This is a genomic window from Streptomyces sp. NPDC018263 (assembly GCF_055562575.1).
In genome coordinates, this window is sequence record NZ_JBVHFA010000003.1 from 267,234 (window position 1) to 288,576 (window position 21,343).

16 protein-coding genes are annotated in these 21,343 nt (G+C 71.2%); 8 read left to right on the forward strand and 8 right to left on the reverse strand.

The genetic code is table 11. From position 1 onward, the window contains the following. Positions 1-30 precede the first annotated feature (30 nt). Both ACZ3HQ_RS10390 and ACZ3HQ_RS10395 read left to right on the forward strand, forming a co-directional pair. Positions 31-789 (forward strand): polysaccharide deacetylase family protein, encoded by a 759-nt coding sequence (locus ACZ3HQ_RS10390; RefSeq protein ID WP_467509314.1) that lies wholly within the window; start codon positions 31-33, stop codon positions 787-789. A gap of 89 nt (positions 790-878) precedes the next feature. Further along, complete coding sequence (locus tag ACZ3HQ_RS10395; protein WP_467509316.1) at positions 879-3,929, forward strand: FG-GAP-like repeat-containing protein; 3,051 nt, start codon at positions 879-881, stop codon at positions 3,927-3,929. A 15-nt stretch (positions 3,930-3,944) separates the two neighbouring features. Here the strand turns inward: ACZ3HQ_RS10395 and ACZ3HQ_RS10400 are convergent, their stop codons facing one another. The 3 genes from ACZ3HQ_RS10400 to ACZ3HQ_RS10410 form a co-directional block, all read right to left on the reverse strand. Continuing rightward, complete coding sequence (locus ACZ3HQ_RS10400) at positions 3,945-5,243, reverse strand: phosphatase PAP2 family protein (protein ID WP_467509318.1); 1,299 nt, start codon at positions 5,241-5,243, stop codon at positions 3,945-3,947. A 256-nt stretch (positions 5,244-5,499) separates the two neighbouring features. Further along, positions 5,500-6,549: an LAETG motif-containing sortase-dependent surface protein gene (locus ACZ3HQ_RS10405; protein WP_467509319.1), complete on the reverse strand. Its 1,050-nt coding sequence runs from the start codon at positions 6,547-6,549 to the stop codon at positions 5,500-5,502. Positions 6,550-6,707: 158 nt separating this feature from the next. Then, the gene (locus ACZ3HQ_RS10410; RefSeq protein ID WP_467509321.1) at positions 6,708-7,580 is read right to left on the reverse strand and encodes a PhzF family phenazine biosynthesis isomerase; all 873 of its coding nucleotides are present in this window, start codon (positions 7,578-7,580) and stop codon (positions 6,708-6,710) included. Positions 7,581-7,672: 92 nt separating this feature from the next. Here ACZ3HQ_RS10410 and ACZ3HQ_RS10415 point away from each other — a divergent pair, with 92 nt between their 5' ends. Next, complete coding sequence (locus ACZ3HQ_RS10415; RefSeq protein WP_467509323.1) at positions 7,673-8,590, forward strand: LysR family transcriptional regulator; 918 nt, start codon at positions 7,673-7,675, stop codon at positions 8,588-8,590. Here the strand turns inward: ACZ3HQ_RS10415 and ACZ3HQ_RS10420 are convergent. After that, entirely contained in the window at positions 8,574-8,960 is a 387-nt protein-coding gene (locus tag ACZ3HQ_RS10420) for a hypothetical protein (RefSeq protein WP_467509325.1), read from the reverse strand. The two genes, ACZ3HQ_RS10415 and ACZ3HQ_RS10420, sit on opposite strands and share 17 nt — an antisense overlap. A 204-nt stretch (positions 8,961-9,164) precedes the next feature. Between ACZ3HQ_RS10420 and ACZ3HQ_RS10425 the strand changes: the two genes are divergently transcribed. Beyond that, a complete protein-coding gene (locus tag ACZ3HQ_RS10425; RefSeq protein ID WP_467509327.1) occupies positions 9,165-11,564 on the forward strand; it encodes a tetratricopeptide repeat protein in 2,400 nt (799 codons plus the stop codon). Between the two features lie 35 nt (positions 11,565-11,599). Here the strand turns inward: ACZ3HQ_RS10425 and ACZ3HQ_RS10430 are convergent, their stop codons facing one another. After that, a complete protein-coding gene (locus ACZ3HQ_RS10430) occupies positions 11,600-12,850 on the reverse strand; it encodes a hypothetical protein (protein ID WP_467509329.1) in 1,251 nt (416 codons plus the stop codon). Positions 12,851-12,865: 15 nt separating this feature from the next. Then, the gene (locus tag ACZ3HQ_RS10435) at positions 12,866-13,651 is read right to left on the reverse strand and encodes a class I SAM-dependent methyltransferase (RefSeq protein WP_467509331.1); all 786 of its coding nucleotides are present in this window, start codon (positions 13,649-13,651) and stop codon (positions 12,866-12,868) included. A gap of 455 nt (positions 13,652-14,106) precedes the next feature. Between ACZ3HQ_RS10435 and ACZ3HQ_RS10440 the strand changes: the two genes are divergently transcribed. From ACZ3HQ_RS10440 to ACZ3HQ_RS10450, 3 genes are all read left to right on the forward strand, one after another. Then, complete coding sequence (locus ACZ3HQ_RS10440) at positions 14,107-15,426, forward strand: hypothetical protein (RefSeq protein ID WP_467509333.1); 1,320 nt, start codon at positions 14,107-14,109, stop codon at positions 15,424-15,426. Positions 15,427-15,506: 80 nt separating this feature from the next. After that, positions 15,507-16,748 carry a hypothetical protein gene (locus ACZ3HQ_RS10445; protein WP_467509335.1) on the forward strand — a complete coding sequence of 414 codons (1,242 nt, stop codon included), beginning with the start codon at positions 15,507-15,509 and terminating at the stop codon, positions 16,746-16,748. A 212-nt stretch (positions 16,749-16,960) separates the two neighbouring features. Beyond that, positions 16,961-17,479 (forward strand): hypothetical protein, encoded by a 519-nt coding sequence (locus ACZ3HQ_RS10450; RefSeq protein ID WP_467509337.1) that lies wholly within the window; start codon positions 16,961-16,963, stop codon positions 17,477-17,479. 8 nt (positions 17,480-17,487) lie between these two features. Here ACZ3HQ_RS10450 and ACZ3HQ_RS10455 read toward each other — a convergent pair whose 3' ends face one another. Next, complete coding sequence (locus ACZ3HQ_RS10455) at positions 17,488-18,315, reverse strand: hypothetical protein (protein ID WP_467509339.1); 828 nt, start codon at positions 18,313-18,315, stop codon at positions 17,488-17,490. Positions 18,316-18,536: 221 nt separating this feature from the next. Between ACZ3HQ_RS10455 and ACZ3HQ_RS10460 the strand changes: the two genes are divergently transcribed. After that, positions 18,537-19,298, forward strand: a complete 762-nt coding sequence (locus ACZ3HQ_RS10460) for a GltA (protein WP_467509341.1) — start codon at positions 18,537-18,539, stop codon at positions 19,296-19,298. Between the two features lie 43 nt (positions 19,299-19,341). On the opposite strand, the gene ACZ3HQ_RS10465 is transcribed toward ACZ3HQ_RS10460, so the two are convergent. Continuing rightward, entirely contained in the window at positions 19,342-21,117 is a 1,776-nt protein-coding gene (locus tag ACZ3HQ_RS10465; RefSeq protein ID WP_467509343.1) for an ATP-binding protein, read from the reverse strand. Positions 21,118-21,343 lie beyond the last annotated feature (226 nt).

Sequence of the window (21,343 nt, forward strand, 5' to 3'; positions counted from 1 at the left end):
GGGATTGGACAGGCGAGAGTGGGGGCGGACATGGCGCGGCACAACGGGACGCGGGGCTGGTACGGCAAGGTGGCCGGGGCGGCGCTCGGGGTGACGATGCTGGCGGTCGGTGCCTCCATATGGACCGCGCAGGCCGACACCGCGGGGGCGCCCGCGCCGAAGCCCGCGACGAGCAGCGTCAAGCCGGTCGACGTGACCATCGCGCACTCCTCCGACCAGGGCGCGCGCGGCGTCAACATCACCATCGACGACGGCCCCGACCCCGTCTGGACGCCTCAAGTACTCGACGTGCTCAAGGAGTACGGGGTGAAGGCCACCTTCTGCATGGTCGGCACCCAGGCGCAGGCGCACCCCGACCTGGTGAAGCAGGTCGTCGCGGCGGGGCACCGGCTGTGCGACCACACGGTGTCGCACGACACCGCGATGGACAAGAAGCCCGTGTCCTACCAGTCGCAGCAGATCCTCGACGCCGAGCGCATGATCACCGAGGCGTCCGGGGGCGTACGGCCCATGTACTACCGCGCCCCCGGCGGCGCCTTCACCCCCGCCAGCCGCAAGCTCGCCGCCTCGCGCGGAATGCGCCCGCTGGGCTGGAACGTCGACACCAAGGACTTCGAACGGCCGGGCACGGAGGCCATCGTGGCCACGGTAGAGCGCGAACTCCCCAATGGCCCCACGCTGCTGTTCCACGACGCGGGAGGCGACCGCTCGCAGACGGTCGAGGCGCTGCGGCGGATACTGCCCGAACTCAAGCAGCAGGGCTACTCGTTCGGGTTCCCGGTGCGCTGAGTCCCCGTAGCAGCTTTCACCTGGCACAACTGCTACTATCCGCCAGCTTGTTCGGGGGATGGGGCCCTCCGTAGGGGGAGGGGTGGCAAGTGACTCGTCGTAGGTTCACGCAGGGCTCTCTGGCCGTCGTCATCGGCCTGGCGCTCTCGGCGTCCGCCGTGACGGTGACGGCTCCGGCGTACGCGGACGGCGCGTCGGAGATCGTTCTGCCGGCGACGATGCGGACGACTCCGCGCACGGTGTACCTGGAGAGCGCGGGCGCCTCCGGCTTCCTGCAGTACCGCAGCGGCACGGAGGGCTCGGGGCTGTGGTGGATCGGCTACGACGGCAGCCAAAGGCCGGTGGAGGGCGGCGAGACGCAGCCGCCGTACGGTTCGGGCCACTACGGCACCGGTTCGGACATCGTCGCCCTGCCGCCCTCCCGACGCGGAGGCGGGCAGGTCCTGCTCCGGGACATGGCAACCGGCGGGGCGGAGACCGTGACGCTCCCGGCGGACCACTACTACCTGCGGACGTACGGCCGTACCGTGCTGGCCTACACCCTGACGGGCACCGAACGGACCGGACTCTCCCTGCTGCGCTCCGAGAACGGCGGCACGGTGACGACACCCGTCACCGGGCTCCCGGACGGGTCGGTGTTCCCCTACCACCCCGTGGGTTCCGCTTCCGGCATCCTCGTCAGGTTCTCCGGCCCGGACCGGGTCCTGCGGGCCGCGTGGGTGGACCCGGAGACCGGGAGCGCCACGATCCTCCCGCCGGAGCTGACGAACACGGACGCCGTGGCCGGACCGGACTACCTGGCCGCGTGGAACGGCCCGACGCAGGTGCGCATCTATGCCCCTGGTGCCTGGGACACGCCCGTGCGCGAGGTCACGGTGCTCCGCGTGGCCGACACCCAGATCCTCGGCATCGTCGGTGAGGCGGTCGTCGTGGGACGGCGGAACGGCTCAGGTCTCTCGAACGTGACCGCGGTGCCCTTCGACGGCTCCGCGGCCCGGCCCCTGCTGCAGCGGGCCGCCTCCACGTTCCTCACCGCCCCCGACGGGAGCCTGGTCGGCGCCGGCGGGGAGTCCGCCGAGGACTACGGCATCGCCCGGATCGAAGCGGGACCCGACGGCCTCCCCGCAGCGCGCCGGATCGTGGACGTCCCGCCCAGGCCCGTGGGTATCGAGTCGCTCGACCTGAGCGGTGGTGAGCTGCTGACGTACGAGTCCGGCGACGGCGCGACGCATCTGTACAGCCGCTCGCTGACCACGGCCGGGACCCTGTCGGCGGGGCCGCGCACGGACCGGGGCAAGACCTGGCACTGCGGGGCGACGGACGGGGACCACGGGAGCTGTCCGACCCTGATGGGCACGGGTGACGGCCGGGCGGTGACGCTGGACGCGCTCGGGCAGGTCTCCGTCCTGGGCCGGGACGAGCCCCTGCCCGGCACCGCGCTGGCCTCCGGTCTGAAGGACAACCACGGCCTCGCGAGCGCCGCCGGCCGGTACGCGGCCTGGACCGGGCCCACGGACGACGGCCTGAGCGTGGCCGACCTGGACACGGGGAAGATCGTGCGCACCCTCGGGGGCGCGGCCCGCCCGGCCGCCGACCTGTGGGGCGAGACGCTGTGGACGGCGGCCGCCGACGGCACCGTGTCCGCCACCGAGGTGCGTTCGGGCAGCGCGATCACGTCGTTCCACGCACCCGCCGGCTGCGCCTCGGGGACCGTCCGGGCGGTGGGCCGCTGGGTGTACTGGTCCGGTTGGTGCGACCTTCCCCAGGGCGGCAGTACGCGGAAGGCCGTCGTGTACGACACGAGAGGGAAGACGCTCGTCGCCGTGCCCGCGGCGGCGGACAGCCTGCTGGGCGACGGCTTCGTGGTCTCGCGCGACCCGGGCTCCGGGGCGCTGGTCCTCACGGACGTCAGCCGTGGCCCCGCGGTGAGTCGGACGCTGGTCACCAGAGCCGGGGAGTGGGACGTCGACCCGTACACCGGCCTGGTCGGTTACGTGGAACCCGCCACCCAGGACATCCACGTCGTACGCGGCGGAGTTCCCGCCACCGGCCTCGCGGTCGTCGGCGCGAAGACGGCCGCCTCGGTCGGCCTGGTGAGCCCGTCGTCCGCGTGGAACGGCACCTGGTGGCTGTCGCGGCCGGCCGCGTCGTGGACGCTGGTCTTCCGGAACAAGGCGACCGGCGCCACCCTGCGCACCCTGTCCGGCGGCGCGGCCCCCGACGCGGTCCACGCGAGCTGGAACGGCAGAACTTCCTCGGGGGCGTACGTACCGAACGGCACGTACACCTGGGCGCTGACGGTGGTCCCGGCCGACGGCCGCGGCGCGTCGGCGACGTCCTCCGGCTCGCTGAAGCTGACCGGTGGCGCGGCCGTGCGGCGCGACCAGATCGGCTCCGACGGCATCGGGGACCTGCTCACGCTCAACTCCTCGGGCGGCCTGACCTTCCACCGGGGCGACGGCGCGGGGAAGTTCGCGGCGAAGACCTCGGCCTCGGGCTGGCCGGCCTCGGTCAAGGCGGTGCCGTTCGGTGACCTCAGCGGTGACCGGTGCAACGACGTGCTGGTGCGGTCCGGCGGCGGCGAGCTGCGCGCCTACCGGCCCGCGTGCGGGACGGCCGTGAAGCCGTCCACCGCCTACACCTCCCTGGGCACGGGCTGGAACCAGTACGACGTGCTGACCTCGCCCGGCGACCTGAGCGGTGACGGCCGCGCCGACCTGATCGGCCGCCAGTCCTCGACCGGCGACGTCTACCTCTGGACGGCGACGAGCGCGGGCAACCTGTCCGCGAGGGTGAGAATCGCGTCGAAGTGGACGGGCTACAAGAAGATCGTGGGCGCCGGCGACCTGGACGGCGACGGCCACGGCGACCTGCTCGTGCAGGACAGGTCCAACGAGTTGTGGCGCTACGGCGGCACGGGGACCGGCAAGCTCAAGGCACGCGTGCGGGTCTTCAGCGACTGGGGCGCGTCGTACGACGTGATCGTGGGCGTCGGCGACATCACCGGTGACGGCCGGGCGGACATCGTCTCCCGCGACTCCTCCGGCGCGGTGTGGCGCAACAACGGCAACGGCAAGGGGTCGTTCGGCGGCCGCACGGGGCTCGCCACCGGCTGGCGGGGGTACAAGGGGCTGTTCTGAACCGGTTCGCGCACGTCAGGGAGTCGCCGCTGCCGCCCGCACCGTCGGCGTCAGCGGCGCGGCGCCCGGTTCCCACCTTCTGGTGGTCCATATGTAGCCGTAGATCACCGCGCTCGTGGTCAGGAGGATGAAGGGGCCGACCGTCCACGGGTGGTGGGCCATCTGGACGGGTGCGAAGCGGACCGCGAGCAGAAGCGCGGTGAAGAACGCCGCTCCGCCGATGACCTGCTGTACGGCCGGGCGGTCCCAGCCGTGGTCGTACGCGCGCAGGGTCGTTTCGATGGTGAGGGTGAACACCACGCCGGCGACGAGGTCGATGCCGTAGTGGTAGCCGAAGCCCAGGGTCGCGGTGAGGGTGGCCAGGAGCCAGAAGGTGCCCGCGAAGCGCAGGAACTTCGGGGCCCGGCGGGAGTGGATGAAGATCGCGGTGGCCCAGGCCGTGTGCAGGCTGGGCATGCAGTTGCGGGGCGTGATCTGGTCGTAGACCACCGAGTGCGGGGAACCGACCGGGGGCGGGGTGTGGGGCCAGAGTTCGGCCACCGCCCAGTGCGCGCTGCCCGTGCCGAACGCGCCGGTGCCGTAGGCGAAGACGGGGCCGACGACGGGGTAGATCATGTAGACGGCCGGTCCGAGCAGGCCGATCACCAGGAACGTGCGCACCAGATGGTGGGCCGGGAAGCGGCGCTCGGCCGCCACGTTGCGGAGCTGGTACAGCGAGACGACGACCGCGGCCACCGCGAGCTGGCCGTAGACCGCGTGGAGGATGTGCCACCCCACCGGGCCGGAGGCTTCGACGATCCGGCCCACCACCCACGAGGGGTTGCCCAGCGCGTGATCGGCGGTCGCCACGTACGGGTCGAGCACCTGGGGACGGCTCTTGGCGGTGATCAGCAGCCAGATGTCGCCCGTCTTGCGGCCGGCCACCAGCAGCAGGCCCAGGCCGACGCCCTTCAGCAGCAGGACCCGTTCAGGGCCGGTACGGCGGGTGAGGGCGATGACTCCGCAGCCCAGCACCACCCACAGCGCGCCGTTGCCGAAGGCACGGCCCTCGATCCCGCCGACCGCGCCGATGTCGAAGACCCAGCGCGTCAGGGCGAGGACGAGGTCGATGCCGGCCGCGGCCGCGACCGCGATGAAGCGCTGCCGCCAGGTGAGCACCACCAGGGTCAGCGCCAGGCCCGCGTACAGCAGGGCCCCGGACTTGGGGCGGTACACCAACTCCGCGACCTGGTTGGTGAGCGGCCCCGGCAGGCCGTAGCGACGCGCGGTCAGCTCCAGCACGACGAGGAACCCGAGAGCCGTCACACCCGCCACGGCCCAGAGTCTCTTGCGTGGTCGACGCACGACGGCGGACGCGGTCGTGCCGGATATTCGCGAAAACCCCCGTGACAGCATGCGCCTCAACTTATCGGCACAGGGCACGGAAAAGCGCACCTGGGGACAGAACTGATCAACAACGGGCAGACCTTGGTCGGAGGGGGTACCGAAACAGGCCCGGACGGGGTGTGTCCGGGCCTGCTCGATGTGGTGCGGGTACCCAGGGCCCCTAGGGGCTCCCAGGGGTGTCGGGTCAGACCGCGACGTTCCCGCCCTCGTTGCGACGGCGGCGGACGACGAAGACCGCGCCCAGGCCGAGCGCGACGGCCGCGCCGCCGGCCAGGGCTATCGCCGGGAGGGCCGAGCTGGAACCGGTCTCGGCGAGGTGGCCCTGGGGGACGACCTGGGTGTTGCCGGCGGGCTTGGTGGTGGGCAGGGGCTTGCTGCCGCCCTGCGGCTTGGGGGTGGAGTCGTCGACCGGGCCGGGGGTGACACCGGCGGCCAGGATGTCGAACTCGTAGAAGGCGTCGTCCGAGGCGTAGACGCAGTTGCCCTCGTCGTCCACGTACGAGCCGATGCTGAGGGCGAAGCCGGACCCGGCGGGCGCCTTCTTGTCGACCGACAGGCGCAGGTCGATGGAGAACGACTCCTTGGCCTTGACGTCGGTGTAGCCGAGGTAGCCGGCGGCGTCGTCGTCGAGGTCGACGGAGATGTCGTTCCACTTGCCCGAGGTCGGGTCCTGGTACTGCAGGGTGAGGTACTGGCTGGCGTCGGAGAAGTCGTCCTCGCTCATCGCCGCGGCGAAGACACCGAGGTCGACCCGCTTGTAGGCGTGCTTGCCCGAGTTCTTCACGTTGAGCTTGAAGCCGTGGAACCCGCTGCCCGCGACGACCTTCGACGGGAGCCCGGAGAGGCTCGTGGTGAGCTCCTCGTCGAGCTTCGGGTCGGTGTCGTCGCAGTCCTCCGGACCGGTGGACGCCGACGCCGACGCCGACGCGGAAGCGCTCGGCGACGCGGAGGTGGAGGCGGGCGCCGAGGACGAGGTGCCGGCCTTGACGGGCGCGGCCGAGGTGGAGGTCTCGGCGGGCGGGGTGGAGGTGTTCGCCGCGGCCGGGGTGGAGGTGTTGGTGGCCGGGGTGGAGGTGACGTCACCCGCGGGCTCGGACGCACCGGTCGAGGCGGACCCGGTGGGGGTGGGCGACGGCGAACCGTCCGCCGCCTGCGCCACCGAGGCCGTCATGAGCACGACGGGAGAAAGGACGGCCGTCGCAGCAGCGAGGGCCAGGGAACGACGCAGCTTCATTACGAACCTCTGGGCAGCAGGGATCAACGTTTGCGCATAGCTGACTCACACGCGGGGAAAAGGGTTGCCCAGGAAGTTTCGAAATCTGCACGCGAACTGCCCGAGTTCAGCACACAGATAGGGCATTGCTGCTCATTTCCGGGTGTTACGGACGGGGTTCAGGAGGCCGGTGCGGCGATCGGTACGGCCTGCCCCGTGACCCTCACGGGAGTCTCGTACGGGTCCACCTCGATGGTCAGGTCGCTCGGGCGGCCCATGTCCTCGCCCTGGCGGATGGTGATCGTGCTCGGGGCGGTCACCAGGCCGACGGTGCGCAGATAGCCGCCGAAGGCCGCCGCCGCAGCGCCGGTGGCCGGGTCCTCGACGACGCCACCGACGGGGAAGGGGTCGCGGGCGTGGTAACTGCTTTCGTTCTCCCGCCAGACGAGGTGGACGGTCGTCCACCCCTGGGTGCGCATGAGGGTGGCGAGGGCGTCGAAGTCGTAGGCCAGGTCGGCCAGTCGGGCGCGGGAGGCGGCGGCGAGGATCAGATGGTCGTTGCCCCCGAAGGCCACGTGCGGCGGCAGGGCCGGGTCCAGGTCGGCGGCGTCCCAGCGCAGGGCGGTGAGCGCGGCGGTCAGCTCGGGGGCGGTGGCCGGTCGGGAGCGGGTGGGGACGCTGGTGAGGGTCGCCCGTACGGTGCCGTCCTCGTCGGCCGTCGTCTCCACCCTGATCTCCCCCGCGGGGGTGTCGAAGACGAGTTCACCGGCGCCGATGCGCTCGGCGAGGGCCACCGAGGTGGCGACCGTGGCGTGTCCGCAGAAGGCGACCTCGGCGAGGGGGCTGAAGTAGCGGAGGGTGAACCGGCGCCGGGTGTCGTCCCGCTCGGTGACGAAGGCGGTCTCGGAGTAGCCGACCTCGGCGGCGAGGGCGAGCATGCGCCGCTCGTCCAGGCCGGTCGCGTCGAGGACGACCCCTGCGGGGTTTCCCCCGTGGGGGTCGGGGGTGAACGCCGTGTAGCGCAGGACATCGGTTGCCGTGGTGTGAGCCATGCCCTCATGCTGGCGCCGCAGGGGGCATCAATACCAACGATAGTTTTTCATACGAGCCATCGGCATTCTCGATGGCTGGCTAGGCTTCCGCCATGGAAACCCGGCTGCTCCAGACCTTCGCCACGCTGGCCAGAACGGGCAGCTTCACGGCCGCCGCGACCGAGCTGCGCCTGGCGCAGTCCACGGTGACCGTGCAGATCAAGGCCCTGGAAAAGGCGCTGGGCACGCGGCTGTTCGACCGGCTGGCCAGGGGGGCGCTGCTCACCGAGGACGGGCGGCGGCTGCTCGGGCCGGCCGAGGAGGTGCTGGAGGCGGAGTCCCGGCTATTCGCGTCCGCCGCCGAGGAGGGTCCCGTCTCCGGGACGGTGGTCGTGGGCGCGGGCGAGACCCTGTGTTCGGCCCACCTGCCGGTCATCGTCGCCGCGTTGCGCGAACTCCACCCCGAGGTGGAGGTCCAGCTCGAACCCCGGGGGACCTCCGCCGCCCTGACCGGCCTGCGCTCCGGCCAACTGGACCTCGCCCTGCTGCTGGAGGAGCGTGTCGACCACGCGGACATCGCTGCGGAACGCATCGCCGCCCAGCCGCTGGACCTGCTGTGCGCACCGGGCCACCGCCTGGCGGACCGCACTCACCCGGCGACCTGGGAGGAGCTGGCCGAGGAGGACTTCTTCCTCCACGAACAGGGCTGCTCCTACAGCGACTGGCTCGCCGAGCAACTCCAGGCGGTCCCGGGCGCCCACCCCCGCATGACCCGCTTCGGCAGCATCGAGGCGGCCCGCTCCTGCGTCACCGCGGGCCTCGGCCTGACAGTCCTCCCCCACGCGAACGCGTCCCGCGCGCTGGAGGAGGGGCGGCTGACCCTTGTCGCGGGCCCACCCCTGCCGGACGTCCCGATCCACCTCGCCCACCACCGACGACGGCAGTTGACCCGGGCGGCTCGGGGGGTGGTGGGGGCGGTGGTGGGGTATTTCGAAGGGGGCGTTGACCAGCCCTCTATTCAGGGAGGTTGAAATTGACGCCCGAGAAGTCGCGCCCCTGAAGGACGGGTGCGTGATGGGTACTGCCTCTGATCACGTTACGTGTATCGCCATCTCCGGTACGGAGATTCTGCGCCTGCTGCTGCCACTGCACGAGTTCGGCCCGGAAGGCTTCGTCGCCCTGGGCACGACGCGCAAGGGTTTCGCTCAACGCCTGGGCCCGCGCTCTGTCACCGGGTGACTGCGCGAGGGCGACCAGCTCGGTGCCGCCGGTGGGCGGTTCCGACGGCCCGGCCGGGGCCCGCCGAATCATTCCCGCAAGGCGTTCCCAGAGCTGTTTTCCGGCCTCTCCGGCTGCGCCGGTGGCAATTGCCACGAGCAGGCCGGCGGAAATGGGTTCCATGCTGGCGCTCTCCTCACCCGCCCCGGGACTTGTCCTCCGCGGCGCTTTTCGATCAGCGGCGATATCCGGGAACCTTCGAGACTGCCATAGACCTGTTTATGCTGACTACAGCTTGACCACGTTAGTCCGAGATTGACCAATAAGAGCGTGATTCCAATCATTCACCCTCCAGGGTGAGGACACTCCCGAGAGGGGGGAAGGAACGTGCGGTCTTCGGACCCGGACAGCACGGAGGCGCTGCTGGCAGTCATGACCGCATGTGCCGACCAGCCCCTCTCCGCCGCATGGCAGGAACTCGCTGACCTCGTACGGACCGCCGGACGAGCGGACGGGCGGCTGGCTCGGCTCTGGCCGCCACAAGGGCTCGGCCCCGACGCCTGGCGTCAGCTCGCTCACGAGTTGCACGGCCTGACCCTGCATGACACCGACACCGCACGCGCGGTGGCCGACTACTTGCACCGTCACGCCACCCCCGTCACACCGCCGGCTTCGGGCACCGTCAACATCATCGGCGGCGGCGCCGTACTCCACGGACCCAGCGTGCAGTCACGGGACATCCACGGGGGCGTCCACTTTCATCTGCCGCCTCCTCCCCCCGTACCGAGACCGCGACAACTGCCACCACTCACCCCGCGTTTCGTCGGGCGGGCGCAGGACCTGCGCACGCTGAACGAGCTGCGCGCACGGCATCCCGCCCACGCCCCGCAGGTCCTCGTGATCAGTGGGCTTGCGGGCGCCGGAAAGTCCACCCTCGCCACGCACTGGCTGCACGCGCTGGAAAGTGCCTTCCCCGACGGCCTTCTCCACGCGGACCTCGGCGGACGCTGCTCGATCGGGGTGGACGGCCCCGTTTCCCCGGCCACGGTTCTGGAAGCGTTCCTGACCGCCCTCGGCGTCCCCTCCGTACCGGCCGATCCGGCACAACGGTCCGCTCTGTGGCGCTCCCTCACCTCGGAGCTACGGCTGGCCGTCCTGCTGGACGACGCCGTCTCAGCGGCACAGGTACGCCCTCTGCTGGTGGGCGCCGCCTCCGGGCTCACCGTGGTGACCAGCAGGAACAGCCTCACCGGGCTGCGTATCGAGGGCGCGGACGTGCACCGGCTGGAGGGCCTTGCCACGGAGTCGGCCCTGGAGCTGCTGGCCATGGGCGGCGGGGAACGCGTAGCGCGGGAGCGCGCCGCGGCACACGAAGTGGTCCGGCTGTGCGGCCGGTTACCCCTTGCGGTCGGCCTCGCATCGGCGCAGCTCGCGCTGCGCCCACACCGCTCGGTGTCCGCGCTGGCCCGCAGTCTGGGCCACGGGGAAGGTCCCGTCGACGCTCTTCTTCAGAACGGCGAGGCGGTGATCCGCACCGCCCTCGACATGTCCTACGAGCTGCTACCGCCCGAGGCCGCCGCCCTCTATCGCCGCATGGGGCTCTTGCCCACGGACCGGTACGACCTCTCCGTGCTGGCCGCCGTCACCGAGGACGCGTCCGCGCAGCGCGCCGACAGCGCCGTACACACCCTCGTAGAGGCGAACCTCCTCGAGGAGACGGGCCCGGGGACGTACGGATTCCACGCACTGGTCCGGTCACACGCTCACCGGACCGGTGCGGAGCAGGAAAGCCCCGAGGAACGTGACCGTGCTCTGAGCCGGTTCGTCGACTGGTGTCTGGCCACCGCCGCCGTGGCCGAGGAAATCCTCGTGCCGAGCCACCGGCTGCCGGGACACGACCAGCCCCTGCTCAACGCCACCCCCACCCCGCTCGACGGGCCGGAGGAGGCGCTGGCATGGCTGGACACCTACCGGAACGCACTGATGGGCGCCGTCCGGCACTGTGCCCACGCCGACTGGAACGAGAGATGCTGGCGTCTGACCGACGTGATGTGGCCTCTTTTCCTGCGCTTCCGTCCGTCGGGGATGTGGCTGGAGGCTCATCGCCTGGGCCTCGACGCGGCACGCCTGAGTGACTCGCGGCAGGGAAGGGGCCGCATGCTCACCTCCGGCGCGATCGGTCTGCGCGACGCGGGTGAGTACGTCGAGGCGGGCCGGTGGTACCGGCAGGCACTCACTCTGGCCACGCAGGACGGTGACACCCGGCAGCAGGCACAGGCCATCAACGGACTCGGGCACCTGGCTCTCCTCTCCCACCGCCTCGACGCCGCCCGTGAACACTTCGAACGAGCCTTGCACTTGAGGGAGTCGATCGGTTACCAGCGCGGAGCAGCTCTCTCCCGGCGACGCCTCGGTGAGACGGCGTTGGCCGAGGGCGACCCCGCTCGTGCCGCCCGTCACCTGCGGCGTGCGCATGAGGAGCTGAGGGCTCTGGGCGAGGCGTACGAGGCGACCCGCGTGCTTGCTCTTCTCGGCCATGCGCTGGTCCTCGCTCTGGACCATGAGGGTGGCACCCAGCGGTTGCGGGAGGCGCTGACGAACTTCCGTACCGGGGGCTCACGCTCGGAGCACTGGGAGGGGCGCTGTCTGGAATGGCTGGGCACGGCGGCCGAGTCGCAGGACGATCCCACGACAGCGAGGCTGTGCTACTCGGCCGCTCGCGACCTCTTCCGCAGATTGAGCCCCAGGGACACGGAACGCCTGGACGACCGGCTGCGGCATCTGTGATCAGGCCGCGAGCACGTGACCCGCGACCCGTCCGTTCACCACCGCTCTCCCCTGCCCGAAGCGGCCGTCGCCCACCGGTCCAGCGGCGGCGGTGACGGCAGGGAGGCGACTGCCGGCGGATGGGCAGGCTCACCCAGGCCCAGCACCCGGTAGAGGAGCGATCGCATGAGCCGGTGGAACTGGCCCGGCACCGATGACAACGAGGCGGCCACCTCGTCGTACTGTCCGGGCCGGCGCATGCAGGCCGCGTAGTCCAGTTGCTCGGCCAGCGGGTGCCCGGGCGAGAGCACCGGTGCGGCGGCGGCCAGCAGTGCCGCCGGGGAGGTGGCGGCCACCTCCCGCTTCTGGCCGGGCGTGAGCAGGAGGGTGGCCTCGGTGAGGGCACCGTAGGCGGTCAGTGAACCGTGGTCGCCGACGATCCAGTCGGCGGCCACCAGGATGGACTGCCAGTCCGCCTCAGGCGGCACGATCGCGATCCCGCGCGCACTGCACGCGTCCAGCCAGCCGCGCACCTGCCAGTTCCCGTGTCCCGCGTACACGTTCGGATGGATCAGCAGAGCGATCCGGTAGGTGTCGTCCCGCGGCAGGCTCAACAGGTGCGGCAGCAGGGCATCGAGCCGTCCCAGGGTGGAGGTTTCCCCCCAGGTGGAGTTGATGACCAGCAGCCGCTGCCCGGTCTTGAGGCCCAGGGATCGCCGGTAGTGCTCGCGCGACGGCTTGGCGGTGAGGATGCGGTCCACGCAGGGGTCACCCACGACGTGCGCCACCGGCACCGCCTCCGGGCAGGAATCCCTCAGCTCCTTCAGATCGCGGTCGTGCGCGTACGCGATCGCCGCGGGGGTCACCCGGCCGTCGTGCACCAGGTGCTGGCGGCTCAGCATTCCCGGCCAGCGGGGCTCACCCGGTGCCAGCGTGGTGGTGTCGGTGAGCAGCTTGATGTGGCCGGCGCCGTGCGACACACGCAGGACCCGGACGCTGAGTTCGTGCATGCCGCGCGAACTCGCGGCCAGCGCCAGGTCGAACTCGGCGCGCCGGGCCTCCTCCCAGGGCAGCACGGAAATGCCCAAACTCTCCAAATACCGCTCGGCTCCACTGCCGAAGGCATGCGGCGGCCCGACCGTGAAGGCCGTCTGAACACGGAGGTCGGCCTTCAGCAGGCCGACCACTTCCTCCAGCCGCTGCGCGAACGTCACGGTCTGCGCCACGACCAGCACCCTCTTGCAGCCCCGCATGGTGAGCCAGTGCCCTTGCTCGATCAGGGCAGGCCCAGTTGCTTCGACAGCCACGCTTTCCCCCATCGCTCATCGGTGTGAACAGCGGTCGACGGGGGGCTTCCCCGGCGGGTACGGCACTTTCCTCGCGGACTCCTTGCAGCAGCCTGGTCCGGCGCCGTCCTGTGAGGTGGGGAGCCTGCGTGCCCGCACCATGAGCGTCGTGGGCCATACACAGCGAGGGTCGCTCAACTCCCTCACGGCCAGCAGACGTACCCCGTGGCGCAGGAGAGTGTGTCTCCACCCCTGGGCGCCGAGTTCCCAGCGCACCAGTCGGCGGCGGGTCCCGTCGGGTAGACGGAGCGCGTCCCATCGCGGGCCCTCGCCGGGCTCTCCACGCCCGGCACGGCGCGGATGAGGAACGGAGAAGATCAGCAGGCCGTGCGGGCGCAGGTTGCGCGCGATGGCCGGCAGTAGCCGCTCGGGAGCGACGAGGCCCACGGCACCGAAGATCGAGTAGACGACGTCGAACCGCTCCGCTCGATGGCCGAGGTACCGGAGGGCATCACAGGGCAGAAACGTGGTGCCCGTCAGGTGTCCGTACCGGGTGACGGCCCGCCGGATCTGGAGGTCCACCGGGTCGATCGCCACGACGCTCGCTCCGTGCCTCTGCGCCAGGTGTGCCGCGTTGTGTCCCGGACCGCAGCCGAGTTCGAGGACCCGTTGGCCGCGTAGGTCCCGGCCGAACGCGGCCGTGCCCGGCCCGCTGCCAGGGTGGGTGCCCCACTCGAAGCGTGCGGGGGCGGCCTGTGGTCCGGGTGGCGACTCCGGAGTGCGGGCCGCGTAGGCGGACCAGGTCGAGGATCGGTCGATCACGTCGTCTCCTGCGGGATGCTCGGCTCCCGCCGGGACGGGAACTGCGCTGGCTGATTGGGGAGTTGATCAGTAGGAGAAGGCATGGGAATGCCCGGAAAGGCACAAGCGGGTGGTCTGTGCGTGCGTCCACCGCCGATGCTGACCTCAGCGGACGACCGGTCGCACTGTGGTCCGGCGGTCGACCGAACACACGATGACTCTAGGCAAACAGGTCGCGTTTCACTCCGTTTTGCCGGGCAACTGAGGCGGTAATGTCCGGACAGAGGCTTCATGCCCCATGAGAGCGAATTCCCTCCATTGGCCGGTTTGGGTAGTTGCCGGATCTGCACTCGCCGGTCTGCGACCGCTTCCCTCGAAGCCCGCTCGCCCCTCTGCGCGGGGAGACCCGGGCAACGCAGGAAAGGACACGCGATGCCCGCATCATCCGAACGGCTCAGTCACAGCGAAACGGGCCCGTGAGCGTCGGCGGAGCGGGAATTCCCCGCCTTCAGGAGCTCAGCTACATCGAGACCGCGGCACTGGCGGTGGCACGGGGCGACTCGCTTGAGCAGATCCGGGTGGCGATGGTCGATCAGGCCGAGCGCATCGCGCGCAAGGGGGACAACGACGGATCGTTCAACGGCGCCAAGTGGGCCGCGATTCGCGCTGATCACCGGCGCTACGTCCACAACACGGTCGATGTTCTGAAAGAGCTCATGCGACTGGGCTGGGTCGAGCGCCACATCCTTCCGTCCTCACCTCGCTCGGCCTACGCGCACGCCCATGACGTCTTCGAGCTCACCGAACCAGGCCGCGCGTGGACCGATCTCGTCATGCGCGACACACGTGTGGGATACCACGTCCTGTTCGGCGAGCTACTCGCCGCGCACCCTCAGTTCGAGGGCTTCCTGCGTGCCGTTGGAGCACGGCCCGACAGCATCTCGGACCACCTGACCGTTCCGCTGCTGCGCTGGGACGACGCGTCCCACCGCACCGGACAGGAATTCCGGCACGCGTTCGCCGCTCACCTGGTGGACTGCGTCCGCCAAGGCGGTCTGGGCTGGGACGCCGAGCCGGAGGCCGTGGTCTCCGCGATCGACGGCTACGTGACCCTGGCCGTCCAGCGGGTGGAGACCCGTATCGCGCGTTGGAGGGCTCAGCAGCGGGCTGATGAGGAAAAGCGGCTGAGCGGCGCGAGCCGGCAGCCGGCCAAGGCGCCGCCACCGCTGACCCGTAAGCGCATCGTCTCGTTCTGCGAGGAGGCGGCCGTCCGGCTGGCCTTCACGGCGGCCGGGTGTCCCATGGATTACATCAGTCACGAACTGCTGCGTCACTGGAGTGACTTCATGGGGCTGACGAACTTCAGCTATTACGCCCCGGGCACCGCCGCGCTACGGCTGTGGGCGACGGGAACCGTCACGGGGAGCGGAGCGGAGGCAACATTCCAACGCTCGGTCGGACCGGCCGTCCGCCGGTCGGTGCTGACCGCGCTGCCGCGCATCTGCCATGAGGAAGCGATGCGCATGGGAGCCACCACCGACTACTACGCGATCTGGCGTATCCGTGCGGCGACTTGCTGGCAGCAGCGCATCAATGACGCCGAGTTCGACGCTGCGTTGCTCGCCGCCCACCGGGGCCAGGTGGAAGGGCTTCCCTTCCAGATCCATATGGACGGGGCGTCCGGCACACGGACTCCGGGTTCCACCCGCCCGCTGATTTCCCATACGCCCTCGGGCCCGCGGGTGTTTCACGTCATGCACCTGGAGCCAACCCCTGCGGAGGTGGCAACGCTGTGAGTATCGGGGAGCCGGTAGCCGGAATCGTTTGGATCAAACAGAACTGGCGAATGCGAGGGAACCCTTTCCCTTCGACGGGCATGTCCGTGGTCGGCGGCAAGAACGAGCGGGAGAACGGCCACCTTTACGAGCCCGGAGTGCACGCTCAGCAACTTCGGGAAGTCATCGAGAAGTTCGTCCTCGGGATGTCCTACAACGGCTTGAAGTTCGGCTACCTCTGGTCCATCGGAGTCGTGCCGGCCGATTCCGACGCGCGCGGCTTCGGGAAGTCGGCACTCATGCAGCATCTGGCCCGGCAGGTGAACAAGGACTTCGGGGCCTGGGCCTACCGCGAGATGGGGCTGGACGAGGAGGACGCGACCGAGGTGCCGGTGTGCTGTCTGGTCACCAGCTTCGACACCGCGAAGGTGCGGTCACTCGGAGCGGCGCTGTTCACCGCGGTGGAGTATGCCGTCACCTACTCTCCGGACGGTGCCGAACCGCCACTGGCCGAACGCCTGCGGGACCGGCTCATCGAGAGGGTGGGCAGCGACGACCTGAGCGATCTCGTGGGGGCGGTCACCGACGAGCACCGGTCGATCCGCGGCCGGACGCTCGGGCCGCCGGAGGACAAGCTGGTCGTCGCGCTGTGCGAGGAGGGATGGGAGCCCGCCGCAGAGCACCTGCGCCTGGTCACCCCGACCTCGCGCAGTCGTAACGGCGCCTCCTACATGGCGACGTTCCTGCTGTTCGCGGCCGCCGCCGGCTTGGAGCACGTACTGGTCTTCTGCGATCAACTGGAGGACCTGGCGAGTACGACGACGGTCAAGGCGAAGCGGAACCTGGAGGTGGAGAAGTTCCGTGACGTGCTGGTCGAGACGTTGCCCATGGCCGACATGGTCACGTTGGTGACGACCATGCACCCCCGCTCCTCGCTGGCGCTCGGCACAGCGTGGGCGCTTGCCGATCTGCCGCCGTTCGAGCTGACCGAAGCGAACAGGCTGAGCACCGTCAAGCTGCCCGCGCTGCGCGACGCGACCCAGGCGGCTCAGCTCCTCCGCCCCTACTTGGCGGCGGCCATGAAAGACGGGGCGGTCCGTAAGGGAGACGAGATGTTTCCCTTCACCCCGGACGCCATCGCCTGTCTCTTCGACCGTTCGACCCGCAAGCCGCGCGATGTCCTGCGCAAGGCGCACACGGTCATCTCGGCAGCGGCGACGGCGAACCTGCCACGGATCGGCACCTCCGATGTGCAGAGATTCCTCGAGTCGTCGGTCCCGCACCAGCCCCGCCAGTCGCACCTGGCGACCGTCGCGGACAGCATCGACTGGCACGACGCATGACCCCCTACACGCTGGACTCCCTGGTGCGCGAGCGGTACGACGCCTGGCGGCGCCCGGAGCCGGCAGGCGGACGACGAGAGCCCCCGTGTTCCCGCTGCGGAGCCACACTGAGCCCGTGGGAGTCGGACGGGTGCGGCTGCGCCGGGCCGGCGAGCCCTCGTAACGCCGACCTGTTGTACACCGCCGCGTGCACGGCCGGCCGGCCCCGGACCGTGACCCAGCTCGTCCGGCACGTGCACGAGCAGTACGGCAAGGAAGTCTCCACCCGCACCGCCTCGGCCTTCCTCTACCGGGACCCACGCTTCTGCTGGGCGGGACCCGGACGGTACGGGCTCTATCGGCACGGCCCACTGCCAGGCCCACGCACGCTGGAACAGGCCGCCAGGCTGACGCTGCACTGCGCTCCGTGGCCGCTGCCGCTCAGCACGGTCGTCTGGTGGCTACGCGGCCTCGGTTACGAGTTCCACGAGCGCTCGCTGCGCGTATGCGCCCATCGCTCCGAGTGGACACAGCGCCTCGATGACGGACGTACGTGCATCCGGCTGGATGCCACGGACCACGACCTGCTGAGCGGTCTCGTGCTCGGCCAGGGCCCGGAAGATCCGGGGTGGCCCGTGCTCAAACGGGACATCGCTAACCGGCTCTCCACCGCGACCACCTTCCGACCGGCCGAGGACACAGCGGATGCCTCCCGACCACAGAGCTACAGGTTGGATCGGAGCGACGTCTGAGTACCCGGCTACTCGCTCTGCTCCTCGGACGCAGGCCCGATCCGGAAGGGGCTCGGCAGCTTCTGTTTCTTCGGCATGGTCAATTTGGGCACCTCGTCTCCCTTGATCCAGTGGTTCCATGCCTTCACGTAGAGGCCCGCCTGAGTCCGTGTCGAACGTCGTCGCTGACTGGAGCGGCCACGGGAACGGGTGATCGCATCGCGGAGCGCGAGTCGTGGATCTTCCATCGCCAGATTGGCGCCCGAAGTGAGACCGGAGAGCCATTCTTCGACCCGCATCCGCGGAGTGCTTCCATCTACCGTCACGTAGTGACCCACGGCTGCGGCAGTCGGGATCATCAGGAGCTTCGGGCCGAGCACGCGTCCGATCGCGGCGGCGTCCCGGTAGCCGTCCGGGTCCTTCGCCAGGGCCTCGATGATCTGGTCGTTGGTCATCCGTGCCTTGGGCCCGGTCCACTCGCCCAGTGGAAGATTCAGGTAGAGGAAGACGTGACGGACGGTTGAGGCGAGGAGCTGTGCGTTGTCCTCACCGTTCAGGGACAGCGCATCGGCGGCGGTGCGTCGCTGCCCGGTGTCCAGCACCCGGAACGTCTCACGGGGCATGTTCTCGAAGATCAGCATGGGGACGGAGACGCCCGCCTCCACCACGGCACGCAACCGGTGCTGGCCGTCGATGACCGAGCCCGTCGCCAGCGGGCCGTCGAGCGCGATCCCCTGGTGAGTGAGCTGCCAGTGCCCGCGCCCCATGCTCGCCGCCAGCGTGGCCACGTGACCGCGGTTCAGTCGGCGGTTGAAGTTCTCCCGTGCCAGCAGCTCAGTGGCGAGCTGGACAGTCATCAACACCACGCGCGGGACAACACTGCCCCACCGCGCGTCAGAATCGTGTGACATGCGGCGATGATCGCAGCCTCGATGAATCCCTGGGGTCGCTGGCGCAAGGTGATCAGGCCCGTGCGGCAACACTTCCACGGCTGATGAGAATCAGCGCGATATGACAGATCGGGACTGTTTCACCTGTCAGAGGCGGAGCCTCGTCCCACCCAGTCGGAAGGGTTTGTATGCCTACGCTCAGTGTCCTGACGCCCGTTCACGACGGCGGGCACGGCTATCTGCGGGAGTTGTACGAGTCACTGTGCGCGCAGCGGCTGCCTCGGGGGTGGGGGCTTCAGTGGGTGGTGCAGGAGGACGGGGAGACGGGGCGGCCCGCGGGGGTGTTGCCGGAGGAGGCGTGGATCTCCACCGGGGCCGGGCGGCGCGGTGGGGCGGCGCGGGCTCGCACGCTCGGGCTGGCTCGGGTCAGCGGGGCGCTGCTGCGGTGTGTCGACGCCGATGATCTGCTGCCCGATGCCGACGCCCTCGCCCGCGACATCGAGGTGCTGGCTTCCCGGCCCGGATACGGGTGGACCGTCGCCCCCTGTCTCGACCTGCATCCCGACGGGCGTCTCGTACCCGGTCCCTACGACCCCGCGCCCGGCCCGCTGCCCGCGCGGGCCCTGCTGGACGGGGCCGCGACGGGGGCGATGCCGGTGGTCGGGACCACGCAGACCGTCCACACCGAGCTGGTCCGGCTGCTGGGCGGGTGGCCCGCGCTGCCCGCGTTCGAGGACGGCGCGCTGCTGTTGAGCTGCGAGGCGGTCAGCCCCGGCTGGATGCAGTCGGAGCCCGGCACGCTCTATCGCAAGCACCCCACCCAGCACACGGCGTCCGAAGCCTTCCGGGACCGCGCCGAGGCCCGGCTCCGCGTCCAGATCGCCGTCCAGCGGGCGGAGGCCCTGCACACGGCGGGGTGGCGCTGGCGGCCCACCGCCCTCAAGGACTGACCCGGTCACCTCCGTGTTTCACGTGAAACAACCCGAATGCGCCTCACCTACGGCTGGACGTTCTGCTCGGCATCGGCGTGTCCGTCCGAGGTGCCGGCACGGTGGCTCGCGGGGCGCGGGGCGACTCGATGTCGGCGAGCAGGCGGTGCAGACAGGCGCGTACGGACGGGAGGTCGGGGGAGTCCGGGGTGCCGGGCAGCGGGACGCGGGTGTCCAGCGTGGCCAGGGTGCGGTGCGCGCGGTGCCAGGCGCGGGCGGTGTGGCCCTGGTGGTGGTCGGTGTAGGCGCGGGCGTATCGGGCGAGTGCCGTCGCCCAGGCGTCGTCGCGTACGCCGGGGGAGGCCAGCGCCCGGCGCGCGCTGCGCCCCGCCGCGCCCGGTGAGGTGCGGGCCTGGGCCACGGCCAGCGCCGCCAGGCTGACGGCGGGGGCCGGGCCGCCGGGGGCGAACGCCGGGACGGTGTCCGCGGCCTGCCGGAAGCACTCGGCGGCGGTACGGGCGTCCCCGCGTTCCCACGCCACCACGCCCTGGACGTGGGCGACCCAGCCGATCAGCGCGTCGTCACCCGCGAGCACCGCCGTCGGCCAGACCTGGCCCAGCAGGGCGCGGGCGGTGGCCGGGTCGCCGGGGGCGTGCAGCCAGGCGGCGAGCCAGCGGGCGCGGGCGGTGAGGTGGTCGTCGGCGGTCGCGCGGGGCAGCAGGCGGGCCAGGTGGGCGCGGCCCTCCTCGCCGTGGTCGTACACCGTCCACCAGAACCACAGGTCGGCCACCGTGGCCAGCGCCGCCGTCACCTGCGCGGCCGGCGCGTCGGGGCGGGAGGCGTACTCCACCAGTGCCGTCAGATCGGCCGCGTTGTCCCGTACGAGGCGGGCCGCCTGGCGCTGGTCGCCCGCGTGCCACAGGTGCTCGGCGACCTCCGCGAGGCGGCGGTGGTGCAGTACGTGCCGTTCCACGGCGACCGCGAACTCACCGGCCGCGTTGAGGCGTTCGGTGCCGAAGTCGCGGGCGGCGCGGGTCATGCGGTAGCGGGGCGGGCGCAGGCCACCCGGTTCGTCCAGGGTCTCCAGCACTCCGGCGGCGGCCAGTCGGGCCAGGCAGGTGGGGACCTGGTGCGGGGCGACGCCCGCGCCCGCGCACAGATACGCCGCCGTCGGCTCGGTGAACGCCCCCTGGAAGACGCTGCTCCGGCTCCACACCGCGCGCTCCGGCCGCTCGCACAGCAGATACGCCGCGCCGACGGCCGACCGCAGTGAGCGGTGCCTGTGCAGGGCCGGGCCGGGTGCGGCCAGCCAGCACTGGCCCTGCTCCAGCCGGTCGGCCAGCGCCCAGGCGGAGGGCTCGGCGTCCAGTTGGCCGGCCGCCAGCTCCACGGCGAGGGGTACGCCCTCCAGCAGCCGGCAGATCCGGGCCACGGCCGCCGACTCGGCACCCTCCGCGCGGAAGCCGGGGGCGGCGGCGCGGGCCCGCGCGAGGAACAGTTCCACCGCCGCCTCCAGGGTCAGCGGGGCCAGCCGCAGCACCCGTTCCTCACCGAGCCCGAGCGCCTGGCGGCAGGTCACCAGTACCCGCACACCGGGGACGTCCATCAGCAGCCGTTGCACCAGCCCCGCGCACTCGGTGCGCACCGCGTCGGCGTCGTCGAGCAACAGCAGTACGGGCCGCCGCCCGGCCGTGCCCCGCAGCGCCGCGACCAGGTCGGCGAGGGCGGGCCGGGCCTTGGCACGGGCACCGCGCGCGTCCGGTACGGCCCCCGCGCCGACCGTCCGCCGCCCACCCGCACCCGCACCCGCCGTCCGCGACCCCAGCACCGCCTCAGCCACCCGAGCGGCAAGCGCCCCCACGGCGACGGGCCCGCCACCACCGGGGCACCGCACGTAGATCACTCGCGCCCAGGGGGGCCCGCCCGCCGAACCGCCGGCGGGCGGCGAAGCCGTGCCCGAGCCGCCCGGCCGACCACACCCCTCAGCCAGGCAAGCCGGGCAACCGCACCCGGCGCCTCCGCAGGCCGGCCCCCCGGACATCTCCGGCCCGCCCTCGGCCAGGGCG